A 14,797-nucleotide genomic window follows, 5' to 3' on the forward strand; every position below is an offset into this window, starting at 1 on the left:
GCCACGTTCGTGGCAACTTGACGATGGGTATCAGATCCCGCGCAAATACAAGGCTTCTCCAATTCTGAACTGGACGGTATAGTCCACCGCGTGAATCCCCCCCACCCCGCCGCCAGCACCCTGGATGCGCGCGACCAGCGCGTGTTCGATGCCGTGCGCGACCTCTTCGCCACCCAGGGCATGCAGATCAGCATGGATGCGGTCGCCCAGCAGGCCGGGTGTTCCAAGCAGACCCTCTACAGCCGCTACGGCAGCAAGCAGGAACTGCTGCGCCGGGTGATGCAGCGGCACGTCAGTCGCGCCACCGCCGGGTTGCACAGCCTGGAGCAGGGCGACCTGCGCGGCAGCCTGCTGCGGTTCGCCACCGAGTACCTGGAGCACTGCAACCAGCCGCACGTGATGCAGGCCCGCCGGCTGATCGCCACCGACACCGCCCAGTTTCCGCAGGAGGCGCGTGCGCTTTACCGGGACGGGGCCGGCGCACTGGTTCTTCACGTGGCTGAATGGCTTGCCGTGCGCAGTGAGGAAGGCCAGCTCAGGCATGACGACCCGCACTTCATGGCCGAACTGCTATTGAGCATGATCGCCGGCGTGGATTTCGAGAAACAACGCTTCCATACCCCCCATCGCGCCGACGCCACCGAGCGCCGCCGCTGGGCCGAATTCTCCGTTGACAGCTTCCTGCGCGCGTTTGCCACGCCGGAAACCGCCGCGGCATTGCATTCAAACCAACACCGGAGTTTTTCCTGATGATCGCCCCACTCCGCAGCCTTGCCCTGACCTGCGCAGTTGCTGTTGCACTGACCGCTTGCAAGAAGCCAGAGCAGCAGACGCCCCCGCCGCCGGAAGTGGGCGTGATCGATGCCAAGCCGCAGACCCTGCCGTTGCAGCGTGAGCTGGTCGGCCGCCTGTCGCCGTACCGCAGCGCCGATGTGCGCGCCCGCGTGCCCGGCGTGCTGCTCAAGCGTGTCTACCAGGAAGGCGCCGACGTCAAGCAGGGCCAGGTCCTGTTCCTGATCGACCCGGCCCCGCTGCGCGCGTCCTTGAACGCCTCGCAGGCCGAACTGGCCTCGGCCCAGGCGTCCTACGCCAACGCCAAGGCCGCGGCCAACCGCGCCCGTTCGCTGGCCCCGCAGAAGTATGTGTCCAAGTCCGACCTGGACGCAGCCGAAGCCACCGAACGTACCGCCGCTGCCGCCGTGCAGCAGGCCCAGGCCGCCTTGACCAGCGCTAAGATCAACCTCGGGTACGCCGAAGTGACCTCGCCGATCAGTGGCCGCGCCGGCAAGCAGCAGGTCACCGAAGGTGCGCTGGTCGGCCAGGGCGATGTGACCCTGCTGACCACCGTGGACCAGCTGGACCCGCTGTATGTGAACTTCTCGATGAGCGTGGACGAACTGACCCAGATGCGCGCCGCGCAGGCCAAGGGCCAGCTGGCCCTGAGCGGGGACGGCAAGTCCACCGTGCAGGTCAAGCTGTCCGACGGCACGGTCTACGACCAGCCGGGCACGCTGGACTTCTCCTCGACCACGGTGGACCCCACCACCGGCGCGGTGTCGCTGCGCGCGGTGCTGCCCAACCCGCAGCAGATTCTGCTGCCGGGTGCCTTCGTCAGCTTCCAGGCCACCCTGGGTGAGCGCAACAACGCCTACCTGGTGCCCCTGCAGGCGCTGCAGCGCGATACCACCGGCGGCTACGTGCTGGTGGTCGGCAAGGACGGCAAGGTGGCGCGCAAGAACGTCAAGAGCGAAGGCCAGCAGGGCAGCAACTGGCTGGTCAGTGGCGGCCTCGAAGCCGGCGACCAGGTGATCGTGGCCGGCGTGCAGAAGGTCAAGGAAGGCGCCCCGGCCAAGGCCACCCCGTGGAACCCGGCGGCCGCCGCTGCCAATGGCAAGGCGCCTGCGGGCGCTGCGCCGGCCGGTGCCGCACCGGACGCCGCGCCCAAGCCCGATGCCGCCGCCCCGGCCGACGCCGCCGCCAAAACGTCCGACGCCGCTTCGGCTGCCGAACCGAACAAGCAATAACGGGAACCCTCCGTCATGCCTAAATTTTTCATTGAACACCCGGTATTCGCCTGGGTGGTCGCGATCCTGATCTCGCTTTCGGGCGTGATCTCGATCCTGGGTCTGGGCGTGGAGTCCTACCCGAGCATCGCACCTCCCCAGGTGACGGTGAGCGCCACCTACCCCGGCGCCAGCGCCGACACCACCGAAAAGTCGGTCACCCAGGTGATCGAGCAGCAGCTGACCGGTATCGATCACCTGCTGTATTTCAGTTCGTCCTCGGCCTCCAACGGCCGCGCCTCGATCACCCTGACCTTCGAGACCGGTACCGATCCGGACATCGCCCAGGTCCAGGTGCAGAACAAGGTGTCGCTGGCCACCCCGCGTCTGCCCACCGAAGTGACCCAGCAGGGCGTGGTGGTGGCCAAGGCCAACGCTGGCTTCCTGATGGTGGTGGCCCTGCAGTCGGACACCCCCTCGATCGACCGTGACGCCCTCAACGACATCGTCGGTTCGCGCGTGCTCGACCAGATCTCGCGCATCCCCGGCGTTGGCAGCACCCAGCAGTTCGGTTCCGAGTACGCCATGAACATCTGGCTCAACCCGGAGAAGATGCAGGGCTACGGCCTGTCGGCCAGCCAGGTGCTGGCGGCGATCAAGGCCCAGAACGTGCAGTTCGCGGCCGGTTCGCTGGGCTCGGACCCGTCGCCGGACGGCCATTACTTCACCGCCACCGTGTCGGCCGAAGGCCGCTTCAGCTCGCCCGAGCAGTTCGAGCAGATCATCCTGCGCGCCAATGCTGACGGCTCGCGGGTGATGCTCAAGGACATCGCCCGGATCGCCTTCGGTGCAAACAACTACGGCTTTGACACCCAGTACAACGGCAAGCCGACCGGTGCCTTCGCGATCCAGCTGTTGCCGGGCGCCAACGCCCTGAACGTGGCCAATGCGGTCACCGCCAAGATGGACGAACTGTCGCCGAGCTTCCCGTCTGGTGTCAGCTGGTTCTCGCCGTACGACAGCACCACCTTCGTCAAGATCTCGATCGAGGAAGTGGTCAAGACGCTGATCGAAGCGGTGGTGCTGGTGTTCCTGGTGATGCTGATCTTCCTGCAGAACTTCCGCGCCACCCTGATCCCCACCCTGGTCATCCCGGTGGCCCTGCTCGGCACCTTCCTGGGCATGAGCGTCATCGGCTTCACCATCAACCAGCTGACGCTGTTTGCGATGGTGCTGGCGATCGGCATCGTGGTCGATGACGCGATCGTGGTGATCGAGAACGTCGAACGCATCATGACCGAGGAGAAGCTGCCGCCCAAGGCCGCTACCCAGAAGGCCATGACCCAGATCACCGGTGCGGTGGTCGCCATTACCGTGGTGCTGGCGGCAGTGTTCATTCCGTCGGCCCTGCAGGGCGGTGCGGCCGGTGAGATCTACAAGCAGTTCGCGCTGACCATCGCCATCGCGATGGGCTTCTCCGCGTTCCTGGCGCTGGGCTTCACCCCGGCCCTGTGCGCGACCTTCCTCAAGCCGACCCACTCCGACAAGCCCAACGTCGTCTACCGCACCTTCAACAAATACTACGACAAGATCAGTGGCACCTACGTGGGCCACATCACCTCGGCGGTGCGTCATGCCCCGCGCTGGATGATCCTGTTCGTGGTGCTCACCGTGCTGTGCGGCTTCCTGTTCACCCGCATGCCGGGCAGCTTCCTGCCCGAGGAAGACCAGGGTTATGCGCTGGCGATCGTGCAGCTGCCCCCGGGCTCGACCAAGTCGCAGACCAACCAGGCCTTTGCGCAGATGCGTGGCGTGCTCAAGGACCAGGAAGGCTTCGAAGGCATGCTGCAGGTGGCCGGTTTCAGCTTCGTCGGCTCCGGTGAAAACGTCGGCATGGGCTTCATCCGGCTCAAGCCGTGGGCCGACCGCAAGGTGACCGTGCCCGAGTTCATCCAGAAGATGAACGGTGCTTTCTACGGCATCAAGGAAGCACAGATCTTCGTGGTCAACCTGCCCACCGTGCAGGGCCTGGGCCAGTTCGGCGGCTTTGACATGTGGCTGCAGGACCGTGGCGGCGCCGGCTATGAACAGCTGACGCAGGCACGCAACGTGCTGCTGGGCAAGGCGGCCGAGGAAAGCGACCTGCTCACCGGCGTGCGCCCCAACGGCCTGGAAAACGCCCCGCAGCTGCAGTTGCACGTGGACCGCGTGCAGGCCCAGACCATGGGGCTGTCGGTGTCGGACGTGTACAGCACCATCCAGCTGATGCTGGCCCCGGTGTACGTCAACGACTTCTTCTACGAAGGCCGCATCAAGCGCGTGACCATGCAGGCCGACGGCCCGTATCGCACCGGTGCCGAATCGCTCAACAGCTTCTACACGCCCAGCAGCCTGCAGACCAACGCAGACGGCACCCCGGCGATGATTCCGCTGAGCACCGTGGTGAAGTCCGAGTGGGTGTCCGCACCGCCGTCGCTGAGCCGCTACAACGGCTACTCGGCGGTCAACATCGTCGGTTCGCAGGCACCGGGGCGCAGCTCGGGTGAAGCGATGCAGGCGATGGAGCGGATCGTCAGCGACGACCTGCCGGCCGGCTTCGGCTACGACTGGTCGGGCATGAGCTACCAGGAAATCCTGGCCGGCAACGCGGCAACGCTGCTGCTGGTGCTGTCCATCGTGGTGGTGTTCCTGTGCCTGGCCGCATTGTATGAAAGCTGGTCGATCCCGGTGGCGGTGCTGCTGGTGGTGCCGCTGGGCGTGCTCGGTGCGCTGGCGTTCTCGCTGGCCCGCGGCCTGCCCAACGATCTGTACTTCAAGATCGGCCTGATCACCGTGATCGGCCTGGCCGCCAAGAACGCCATCCTGATCGTGGAGTTCGCGGTGGAACAGCGTGCGGCCGGCAAGACGCTGCGCGAGGCCACCATCGAGGCGTCCCGCCTGCGCTTCCGTCCGATCCTGATGACCTCCTTCGCCTTCATCCTCGGCGTGGTGCCGATGGCCATCTCCACCGGTGCGGGCGCCAATGCCCGCCACGCCATCGGTACCGGCGTGATCGGCGGCATGGTGTTCGCCACCTTCCTGGGCCTGCTGATGATTCCGGTGTTCTTCATCGTGGTCCGCCGCATGCTGGGCGACAAGCTGGACGAGCCGTCCAAGGAGTTCGTCGAGCGCCAGAGCGAAGCCAACGCGACGCACCGTCCGGATCGTTGATCCGGCGGTGATGCGACCCCGCCGGTAGGTGACCACCGCTGGTGGTCACGCTGAAACGAGGAAGCCCCGGCGCGAGCCGGGGCTTTTTTGTGGGCGGTGCATTGCCAAGTGGTACAGCCTTTCATCGGCGGGCGCGTGTTCGGATGCATGCCTCGATCCGGTAGTGCCGGCCGCTGGCCGGCTCCTCCGGATACGTGCCATGCACGGACCGCCTGGTTGCCGGCCAGTGGCCGGCACTACCGCTCAGCGCAGCAGCGCCACCGCCGCGCAGACGACCACGATCACCAGCGACGGCCACTGCATCGGCACGAAGAAGAAATGATGGCGGGCACGCTCGCCCGGCGCACGTGGGCCGCGATTGAGCACCAGGCCCAGCACCACATTGATCGCTGCGCCGATGCCGAATCCGATCAACAGCTGCGCCAGCGAGGTGTTGCCTTTGGCGACACTCGGATCCGGCCACAGCCACATCAACAGCATCAGGGCCGCGATGGGCGTGAGCAGCGTCAGGAACCCTGCGCCTCGATAGATCACCATGGAATCTCCTGCAGAACGGAACCGTACATTCTGCACCACCCCGCGTGCCGACCAACGGTCGGCACCTACCAGGATGCGACGCTAAAGCGTCCGCAACGCATCGAGGCCGCTCAAAGGCCCCGGATGGAGCAGCGGCGCCAAACTGGCGCCGCTGCCCTGTAAATCAGCGCAAACCAGTCTCGTTGCGCGCAATCACCAGCCGCTGGATCTCTGAGGTGCCCTCGTAGATCTCGGTGATCTTGGCATCACGGAAGTACCGCTCCAGCGGCATTTCCTTGGAATAACCCATGCCGCCGTGGATCTGCACGGCCTGGTGGGTGATCCACATTGCCGCTTCGGAGGCGGTCAGCTTGGCGATGGCCGCTTCATTGCTGAAACGCTTGCCCTGGCCCTTCACCCATGCCGCGCGCAGGGTCAGCAGCAGCGCTGCGTCCAGCTTGCACTTCATGTCGGCGATCTTGGCCTGGGTCATCTGGAAGGTCCCGATGGCCGCACCGAAGGCCTTGCGGTCCTTCACGTACTCCAGGGTCGCTTCATACGCCGCGCGGGCAATACCGATTGCCTGCGAGGCGATGCCGATGCGGCCGGCATCCAACACGCCCATGGCGATCTTGAAGCCCTCGCCTTCCTTGCCCAGCACGTCGTCGGCGCTGGCCACGTAATCCTGGAACTCGATCTCGCAGGTGGCCGAGGCACGGATACCGAGCTTGGGCTCGGTCTTGCCACGGTGGAAACCAGCGTTGTCGGTGTCGATCATGAAGGCGGTGATGCCGCGCGCGCCCTGGTCGGGGTCGGTCATCGCAAACAGCACGATGTACTTGGCGACCGGGCCGGAGGTGATCCAGCTCTTCTTGCCGTTGATCACAAACGTGCCGTCGGCCTGCTTGACCGCGCGGCAGCGCATGGCCGTGGCGTCCGAACCGGACTGCGGCTCGGTCAGCGCGAACGCGCCGATGGCCTCACCTTCGGCGATGGCGCGCACGTACTTCTGCTTCTGCGCTTCGCTGCCATGGGTCAGGATGCCGTTGCAGAACAGCGAGTTGTTGACCGACATGATGGTCGAATGCGCAGCGTCACCGGCGGCGACCTCCACCATCGCCAGCACGTAGGCAATCGGGTCCATGCCCGCGCCGCCGTATTCGGCCGGCACTTCGATGCCCATCAGGCCGTTTTCACCCAGCAGGCGGATGTTGTCCAGCGGGAATTCGCCGGTACGGTCGTGATGTTCGGCGCTCGGGGCGATCTTTTCCTGCGCGATCCGGCGCGCAACGTCCTGCAGCATCAGCTGCTCTTCGGTAAAACTGAAATCCACAACACCCTCCCGGGAACATGGTTGTTTTATGGCCACGCAACGCGCGTCCAAGTGGGGCGATTGTACCGGGGGGCAGGCAATACCGGCTGACTTGACCCCACCCGGCCCAGGGACGAAAATATCTCTATATCGCGATAGGTAGATATTTATGGATCTTGAGGACTGGTCGATCCGGCTGAAAGTGTTCGCCGACGCCACCCGCGTACGCCTGCTGGCACTGCTGGAGCAGGAAGAACTGACCGTGGCCGAGCTGTCGGCCATCACCACGCTGGCCCAGCCACGCGTGTCCACCCACCTGGCCCGGCTCAAGGAGGCCGGCTTGGTGCGCGACCGCCGGGCCGGCGTGTCGGCCTACTACCGCTTCGACGACGCCGCCCTGGACCCCGCGCAGCGTGCATTGTGGCACGCGCTCAGCACCGGTAGCGACGACCCGCTGCTGCGCCAGGATGCCGAACGCGTGGCCGCCGTGCTGGCCAGCCGCGCTGCCGACCAGAACTGGGCCGACAGCGTCGCCGGCGACATGGAGCGCCATTACTCGCCCGGTCGCACCTGGGAGGCACTGGCGCGCACCGCACTGCCGCTGCTGGAAACCGGCGACGTGCTCGATATCGCCTCCGGCGACGGCGTGCTGGCCGAGCTGGTCGCCCCGCATGCCAAACGCTACGTGTGCATCGACACCAGTGCGCGCGTGGTGGCCGCCGCCAGCGAGCGCCTGCGCCGCCTGGCCAACGTGGAAGTGCGCGAAGGCGACATGCATGCCCTGCCGTTCAAGGACCGCAGTTTCGACCTGGTGGTGCTGATGCACGCCCTCACCTATGCGACCAAGCCCGCCCAGGCCGTGGCCGAAGGTGCGCGCGTGCTGCGCTCGGGCGGGCGCCTGCTGCTGTGCAGCCTGGCCCGCCACGAGCACAAGGCGGCCGTGGACGCCTACGGCCACGTCAACCTGGGCTTCTCGGACAAGGAACTGCGCAAGTTCGCCGAGAAGGCCGGGCTGGTGGTCTCCAACCTGGAAACGGTGACCCGCGAAAAGCGCCCACCGCATTTCGAAGTGATCTCGCTGATCGCCACCAAACCCTGAGGCCCGCCATGTCGTCCCTGCCCTGGTTGCACCCCGATCGCGTCCACGCCCTGCAGGAAGCGCTTGCCCGGCGCATCCTGATCATCGACGGCGCGATGGGCACGATGATCCAGCGCCACGGGCTGCAGGAAGAGGACTACCGGGGCGCTCGCTTCGTCGACGGCTACGACAGCACCCACGCGGCGCACGTGCATGGTGCCGGGTGCGACCATGCCGTCCCCGAAGGCCACGACCTGAAGGGCAACAACGACCTGCTGCTGCTCAGCAAGCCGGAGGTGATCGCCGGCATCCACACCGCCTACCTGGAGGCGGGCGCGGATCTGGTGGAAACCAACACATTCAATGCCACCTCGGTCAGCCAGGCCGATTACCACCTGGAGCACCTGGTCTACGAGCTCAACAAGGCCGGCGCGGCCGTCGCCCGTGCGTGCTGCGACGCGGTTGCCGCGACCACCCCGGACAAGCCGCGCTTCGTGATCGGGGTGCTGGGCCCCACCAGCCGCACCGCCTCCATCAGCCCGGACGTGAATGACCCCGGGTTCCGCAATACCAGTTTCGATGCGCTGCGCGAGACCTACCGCGAAGCCATCGACGGGCTGATCGACGGCGGCGCCGACACGCTGATGGTGGAAACCATCTTCGATACCCTCAATGCCAAGGCCGCCCTGTACGCCATCGAAGAAGCGTTCGACGACCGGGGCGCGCGCCTGCCGATCATGATCTCCGGCACCATCACCGATGCCTCCGGGCGCACCCTGTCCGGGCAGACCGCCGAGGCGTTCTATGCCTCGGTGGCGCACAGCCGGCCGCTGTCGGTCGGGCTGAACTGCGCACTGGGCGCCGACGACATGCGCCCGCATGTGGAAACCCTGTCGATCGTGGCCGACTGCCTGGTCAGCGCGCATCCCAACGCCGGCCTGCCCAACGCGTTCGGTGAGTACGACGAGACCCCCGAGGAAATGGCCGGCACCCTGCGCGAGTTCGCCAGCGCTGGCCTGCTCAACCTAGTGGGCGGCTGCTGCGGCACCACCCCCGCGCACATCCGCGCCATCGCCGAGGCGGTGGCTGGCCTGCCGCCGCGCGCCCTGCCCGGCCCCGCCCTGGAGGATGCCGCGTGAGCGCATCCGCCGCCCGTTGTCGTTGACCCTCCCCCGCCAGCACGTGCCAGCCCGCCCATGACGACTCCCCGCCCCACCCGCCTGTCCGGCCTCGAGCCGCTGGTGATCACGCCGGACCTGCTGTTCGTCAATATCGGCGAGCGCACCAACGTTACCGGCAGCGCGCAGTTCCGCAAGCTGATCAAGGAAGAGCGCTACGAAGAGGCGGTGGACGTGGCGCGCCAGCAGGTGGCCAACGGCGCGCAGATCCTTGATGTGAACATGGACGAGGGCCTGATCGATTCCGAAAAGGCGATGACGCGCTACCTCAACCTGATCATGTCCGAACCGGACATCGCCCGCATTCCGGTGATGGTCGACTCCTCCAAGTGGAGCGTGATCGAGGCCGGGCTGAAGTGCCTGCAGGGCAAGAGCGTGGTCAATTCGATCTCGCTCAAGGAAGGCCAGGCGCAGTTCATCGAGCACGCGCGCAAGGTGCTGCGCTACGGCGCGGCCGCGGTGGTGATGGCCTTCGACGAGGACGGCCAGGCCGATACCTGCGCGCGCAAGGTGGAGATCTGCACCCGCGCCTACCGCATCCTGGTGGACGAGGTCGGCTTCCCGCCGCAGGACATCATCTTCGATCCGAACATCTTCGCCGTCGCCACCGGCATCGAGGAACACGACAACTACGCGGTCGACTTCATCGAAGCCACCCGCATCATCAAGCGCACCCTGCCGCACTGCCATGTCTCCGGCGGCGTCTCCAACGTGTCGTTCTCTTTCCGCGGCAACGAAAGCGTGCGCCAGGCGATCCATGCGGTGTTCCTGTACCACGCCATCGCCGCCGGCATGGACATGGGCATCGTCAACGCCGGCGCCATGCCGATCTACGACGAGCTGGACCCGGAACTGCGCGAACGCGTGGAGGACGTGATCCTCAACCGTCGCCGCGACGGCACCGAGCGCCTGCTGGAGATCGCCGAGCGTTACAAGGGCAAGAAGGGCGAGGTCAAGGGCGAAGACCTGGCCTGGCGCGAGAAGCCGATCGACGCGCGCCTGGCGCATGCGCTGGTGCATGGCCTGGACGCCTGGGTGGAGGCTGATACCGAAGAAGCCCGCGCCCGGTCCAGCCGCCCGTTGGACGTCATCGAAGGGCCGCTGATGGACGGCATGAACATCGTGGGCGACCTGTTCGGTGCCGGCAAGATGTTCCTGCCGCAGGTGGTCAAGTCGGCGCGGGTGATGAAGAAGGCCGTGGCCTACCTGCTGCCGTACATCGAAGCGGAGAAGGCACGCAGCGGCGACACGGCCAAGAGCAACGGCAAGATCATCATGGCCACGGTCAAGGGCGACGTGCACGACATCGGCAAGAACATCGTGGGCGTGGTTCTGGCCTGCAACAATTTCGAGGTGGTCGACCTCGGCGTGATGGTGCCGGCCCAGAAGATCCTCGACGCCGCGCGCGCCGAGAATGCCGACATCATCGGCCTGTCCGGCCTGATCACGCCGTCGCTGGAGGAAATGAGCCACGTCGCCCGCGAAATGCAGCGGCAGGGCTTCACGATGCCGCTGATGATCGGCGGCGCGACCACCTCGCGCGCGCACACCGCGCTGAAGATCGACCCGCATTACAAGGCGCCCACGGTGTGGGTGAAGGATGCCTCGCGTGCGGTCGGCGTGGCCCAGTCGCTGATCTCCAGCGAGCTGCGCGAGGCCTTCGTGGCCGCCAACGAGGCCGACTACGCCGACATCCGCCAGCGCCACCGCAACCGTGGCGACGCCAAGCGCCTGGTGACGCTGGCCAAGGCCCGCGCGCAGCGCTTCAGCGGCGACTGGGCGGCCTACACCCCGCCCACGCCGCACAAGCCCGGCCTTCACGTGCTGCACGACTACCCGCTTGCCGACCTGGTCGATGTGATCGACTGGACGCCGTTCTTCCAGGCCTGGGAACTGGCCGGCAAGTACCCGGCGATCCTCACCGACGAGATCGTCGGCACGCAGGCCAGCGAGCTGTACCGCGACGCGCGCGCAATGCTCGAGCGCATCGTCAGCGAGAAGTGGCTGACCGCCAAGGCGGTGTTCGGGTTGTGGCCGGCCAACAGCGTTGGCGATGACGTGCACCTGCGTACCGATGACGGTCCGGCCGTGCTGCACTTCCTGCGCCAGCAGGTCGACAAGCCGGTTGAGCGCCCGGACTTCTGCCTGGCCGATTTCATCGCCCCGGTCGACAGCGGCAAGCAGGACTGGATCGGCGCGTTCGCGGTGACCGCCGGGATCGGCATCGACGCGCACGTGGCACGCTTCGAGGCGGATCACGACGACTACAACGCGATCCTGCTCAAGGCCCTGGCCGACCGCTTCGCCGAAGCCCTGGCCGAGCGCCTGCACCAGCACGTGCGCACCGACTACTGGGGCTACCAGCCCGACGAACAGCTGGACAACGAGGCGTTGATCGCCGAGAAATACAGCGGCATCCGCCCGGCCCCGGGTTACCCGGCCTGCCCCGAGCACAGCGAAAAGGCCACGCTGTTCCGGCTGCTCGACGCCGAGCGCAACGCCGACATGCAGCTGACCGAGAGCTTTGCGATGCTGCCCACTGCGGCGGTGTCGGGCTATTACTTCAGCCACCCGCAGAGCCAGTATTTCGTGGTGGGGCGGGTGTCGCGCGAGCAGGTGGCCGATTACGCCAAGCGCAAGGGCGTGGATCGCGCACAGGCCGAACGCTGGCTGGCGTCGAACCTGGACTACGATCCGGAATAAGGGCGTCACCCGACCAACGGTCGGGTGCTACCGGCATAATGTCGCGGTTGGTACCCACCGTTGATGGGTGCGCGCGCACCGAGATTCCGCATGACCGCCCCCACCCGCGACGCTGTACCGGTCGTCCGCCTCTCCTCGTTCTACCTGGTCTACTACGCCGCGCTGGGCGCGTTCACCCCGTACTGGTCGCTGTTCCTGACCTCGCGCGGGATGAGCGTCACCGCGATCAGCGTGATGATGGGCATCTGGTATGCCACCCGCATCGTCGCGCCCACCACGTGGACCTCGCTCGCCGCCGCTTCGCCGCGGCCGATTTTCTGGCTGCGGCTGGGCTGCGCGCTGACCCTTCTCACGTTCTGTGCCTTCCTGCTGCCGCTGCCGCAACCGTGGCTGTACCCGGCGATGATCGCGTTCTGCTTCTTCTACAACGCGGTGATGCCGCAGTTCGAATCGATCACGTTGACCCACCTGGGCAGCGACAGCCATCGCTACGGATTGATCCGGGTCTGGGGCTCGCTGGGCTTCATCGCGGTGGTGATGCTGTTTGGCTGGATCATCGAAGGCGACGGCGGCGCGGGCAACGCACACCTGCTGCCATGGCTGATGCTGCCGCTGTTCGGCCTGCTCGCCGCCTCGGGGTTCGCCAACTCCTACGCGCGCAACCTGCCGCGCAGCGACGGCGACGCGACCGGCTTCTGGCAGATCGTGCGCAAGCCGCAGGTGCTGGCGTTTTTCCTGGCCGCGTTCATGGAGCAGCTGTCGTTCGGGCCGTACTACACGTTCTTCTCTGTCTACATGGACCACCACGGCTATGCCACCTCTACGCTCGGGCTGCTGTGGACCATCGGGGTGGTGTTCGAAGTAGGCGTGTTCTTCACCATCGGTCGCTTCTTCCGTCGCTATGACGCCAGCTGGATGCTGCTGATCGCGCTGCTCAGTTCCACCGTGCGCTGGGCGATCACCGCGTTGTTCCCGGACAACCTGCCGGTGATGCTGCTGGCGCAGACCGCGCACGCCCTCGGGTTTGCCGCATTCTTCGCGGCCGCGATGCAGATGCTGGCCACCTATTTCCCCGGTCGCCTCAACGGCCATGGCCAGGGCCTGCTGTACGGCTTCTCCTCCGGCGTGGGCGGCGTGCTGGGCGCACTGATCGCCGGCCAGCTGTGGGGCATCGACCAGGGCCGTACTGCCTTCCTGGCAGGCAGCGGCTTCGCGCTCGTCGGCGCGCTGCTGTGCTTCTTCGCCATCAGCCTTCCCCTGCTGCGCGCCCACAGGCGCAGATGATCGCAGGCCGCTGGCCGGCAACGCGACCCGCCCGATGGGGTAGGCTCAACCTTCCCCCAAGACTGGAGCCGCCGATGCGAACGAGCCGCCTGTGGGCACTACTGCTTGCCACCGTCGCCCTGCCTGCCGCCGCCGAGCCGATCCTGCTGGAGAACGCGCGCGTCTTCGATGGCCAGCGCGATCGCGGCATCACCCCGGTGCTGATCGATGGCGCCCGCATCGTGCATATCGGCACGCCCCTGCCCGCTGCCGCCACCGGCGCGCGCCGCATCGATTACACCGGCAAGACGCTGCTGCCTGCGCTGGTCAGCGACCACGCGCATGTGGGCAACACCCAGGGACTGGAGCACGGCGACCGCTACTACACGCGCGACAACGTGGTGCGCGACCTGCGCCAGTTCCAGCGCTACGGCATCACCACCGTCACCGCGCTGGGCATGAATGGGGCGGATTTCTTCGCCATCCGCACGGAAGTGAACGCCGATCCCGCCCTGGGCGCGCAACTGTACGGTGCTGGCGGCGGGATCGGCGCGCCCGATGGCGCACCATCTGCGGACAGCATGGGCCTGCGCCACGACCCGGTCGCGCGCCCGCGCACCGCCGAACAGGCGCGCGCGGCGGTGGCCACCCAGCACGCCGACGGCGTGGACCTGATCAAGCTGTGGGTGGACGACCTTGGCGGCAAGCGCCCGATGATGACCCCGGAGGTATACCGCGCCGCGATCGCCGAAGCGCACGCGAGGGGCCTCACGGTGGCCGCGCACATCCACGACCTCGATCAGGCCCGCGACCTGGTCGATGCCAAGGTGGACATCCTGGCCCACGGCATCCGCGACCGCGCGGTCGACCCGATGCTGGCCAGGAAAATGCGCGACCAGGGCACGTGGTACATCCCGACGGTGGCCATCGACGAGGCCAACTACTGGTACGCCGAACACCCGCAGGCGCTGCAGCAGCCGTTCCTGCGCCAGGCCCTGCACCGCGACGTGCTGGCCCGTTGGTCGCAGCCGGCGTGGCAGCGCGCGCAACTGGCCGGCAGCGGCATTCCGGCCGCGCGGGCGGCCGTGGCGACCAACCTGGAGAACGTGCGCCGCCTGCAGGCGGCCGGGGTCAAGCTGGGTTTCGGCACCGATGCCGGTGCGATGCCGCAGCGGGTGATCGGCGTTGCCGAGCACCGCGAGCTGCAGTTGCTGGTGCAGGCCGGGCTTACGCCTGCGCAGGCACTGCAGATCGCCACGTCGCAGGCGGCGGACCTGCTGGGCCTGGCCGACCGTGGCCGGATCGCCGCCGGCAAGCGCGCCGACCTGCTGGTGCTGGACGCCGACCCGCTCACCGACATCGCAAACACCCAGCGCATCGGCGCGGTCTGGCAGGCCGGGCAGGAAGTGGCCGGTCCGATCACGGAGTAATCCCCGGGTTCTTCGCCCCTACGCGAGGTAAGCAGAAACTGCCTTGACGCTTTCCAGGCGCAGCTGTCGGCGGGTCGGGCGCTGGGCCCCATGCCCTTTCCGGC

At 66.9% G+C, this 14,797-nt stretch carries 10 protein-coding genes; 8 read left to right on the plus strand and 2 right to left on the minus strand.

The features are described 5' to 3' along the window. Positions 1-90 precede the first annotated feature (90 nt). From GQ674_RS11455 to GQ674_RS11465, 3 genes are read left to right on the plus strand one after another with little or no spacing between them, the layout of a single operon-like run. Complete coding sequence (locus GQ674_RS11455; protein ID WP_159497179.1) at positions 91-750, plus strand: TetR/AcrR family transcriptional regulator; 660 nt, start codon at positions 91-93, stop codon at positions 748-750. Beyond that, a complete protein-coding gene (locus tag GQ674_RS11460) occupies positions 750-2,024 on the plus strand; it encodes an efflux RND transporter periplasmic adaptor subunit (protein ID WP_159497180.1) in 1,275 nt (424 codons plus the stop codon). Before GQ674_RS11455 ends, GQ674_RS11460 begins: the two co-directional genes overlap by 1 nt. 15 nt (positions 2,025-2,039) lie before the next feature. Beyond that, positions 2,040-5,213: a multidrug efflux RND transporter permease subunit gene (locus tag GQ674_RS11465; RefSeq protein WP_128098238.1), complete on the plus strand. Its 3,174-nt coding sequence runs from the start codon at positions 2,040-2,042 to the stop codon at positions 5,211-5,213. A 243-nt stretch (positions 5,214-5,456) separates the two neighbouring features. Here the strand turns inward: GQ674_RS11465 and GQ674_RS11470 are convergent, their stop codons facing one another. Further along, complete coding sequence (locus GQ674_RS11470; protein WP_159497181.1) at positions 5,457-5,750, minus strand: hypothetical protein; 294 nt, start codon at positions 5,748-5,750, stop codon at positions 5,457-5,459. Between the two features lie 163 nt (positions 5,751-5,913). Next, positions 5,914-7,062 (minus strand): acyl-CoA dehydrogenase family protein, encoded by a 1,149-nt coding sequence (locus tag GQ674_RS11475; RefSeq protein WP_038687618.1) that lies wholly within the window; start codon positions 7,060-7,062, stop codon positions 5,914-5,916. A gap of 148 nt (positions 7,063-7,210) precedes the next feature. Between GQ674_RS11475 and GQ674_RS11480 the strand changes: the two genes are divergently transcribed. The 5 genes from GQ674_RS11480 (at position 7,211) to GQ674_RS11500 (ending at position 14,693) form a co-directional block, all read left to right on the plus strand. Then, on the plus strand, positions 7,211-8,140 hold the full coding sequence (locus tag GQ674_RS11480; protein WP_159497182.1) for a metalloregulator ArsR/SmtB family transcription factor: 930 nt from the start codon (positions 7,211-7,213) through the stop codon (positions 8,138-8,140). 8 nt (positions 8,141-8,148) lie between these two features. After that, on the plus strand, positions 8,149-9,258 hold the full coding sequence (locus GQ674_RS11485; protein ID WP_159497183.1) for a homocysteine S-methyltransferase family protein: 1,110 nt from the start codon (positions 8,149-8,151) through the stop codon (positions 9,256-9,258). A gap of 57 nt (positions 9,259-9,315) precedes the next feature. After that, complete coding sequence (metH, locus tag GQ674_RS11490; protein WP_159497184.1) at positions 9,316-12,000, plus strand: methionine synthase; 2,685 nt, start codon at positions 9,316-9,318, stop codon at positions 11,998-12,000. A gap of 90 nt (positions 12,001-12,090) precedes the next feature. After that, on the plus strand, positions 12,091-13,284 hold the full coding sequence (locus GQ674_RS11495) for an MFS transporter (RefSeq protein ID WP_159497185.1): 1,194 nt from the start codon (positions 12,091-12,093) through the stop codon (positions 13,282-13,284). Positions 13,285-13,358: 74 nt separating this feature from the next. Beyond that, positions 13,359-14,693, plus strand: a complete 1,335-nt coding sequence (locus GQ674_RS11500) for an amidohydrolase family protein (protein ID WP_159497186.1) — start codon at positions 13,359-13,361, stop codon at positions 14,691-14,693. The last annotated feature ends 104 nt before the right edge of the window (positions 14,694-14,797 follow it).

The sequence above is a fragment of the Stenotrophomonas sp. 364 genome (genome assembly GCF_009832905.1).
Classification (GTDB): Bacteria; Pseudomonadota; Gammaproteobacteria; order Xanthomonadales; family Xanthomonadaceae; genus Stenotrophomonas; species Stenotrophomonas maltophilia_AP.

Excerpts from the sequence above, each read along its gene's own strand:
- GQ674_RS11460 (WP_159497180.1), top strand. The coding sequence starts at position 750 with ATGATCGCCCCACTCCGCAGCCTTGCCCTGACCTGCGCAGTTGCTGTT.
- GQ674_RS11465 (WP_128098238.1), top strand. The coding sequence starts at position 2,040 with ATGCCTAAATTTTTCATTGAACACCCGGTATTCGCCTGGGTGGTCGCG.
- GQ674_RS11470 (WP_159497181.1), bottom strand. The coding sequence starts at position 5,750 with ATGGTGATCTATCGAGGCGCAGGGTTCCTGACGCTGCTCACGCCCATC.
- GQ674_RS11480 (WP_159497182.1), top strand. The coding sequence starts at position 7,211 with ATGGATCTTGAGGACTGGTCGATCCGGCTGAAAGTGTTCGCCGACGCC.
- GQ674_RS11485 (WP_159497183.1), top strand. The coding sequence starts at position 8,149 with ATGTCGTCCCTGCCCTGGTTGCACCCCGATCGCGTCCACGCCCTGCAG.
- metH (WP_159497184.1), top strand. The coding sequence starts at position 9,316 with ATGACGACTCCCCGCCCCACCCGCCTGTCCGGCCTCGAGCCGCTGGTG.
- GQ674_RS11495 (WP_159497185.1), top strand. The coding sequence starts at position 12,091 with ATGACCGCCCCCACCCGCGACGCTGTACCGGTCGTCCGCCTCTCCTCG.
- GQ674_RS11500 (WP_159497186.1), top strand. The coding sequence starts at position 13,359 with ATGCGAACGAGCCGCCTGTGGGCACTACTGCTTGCCACCGTCGCCCTG.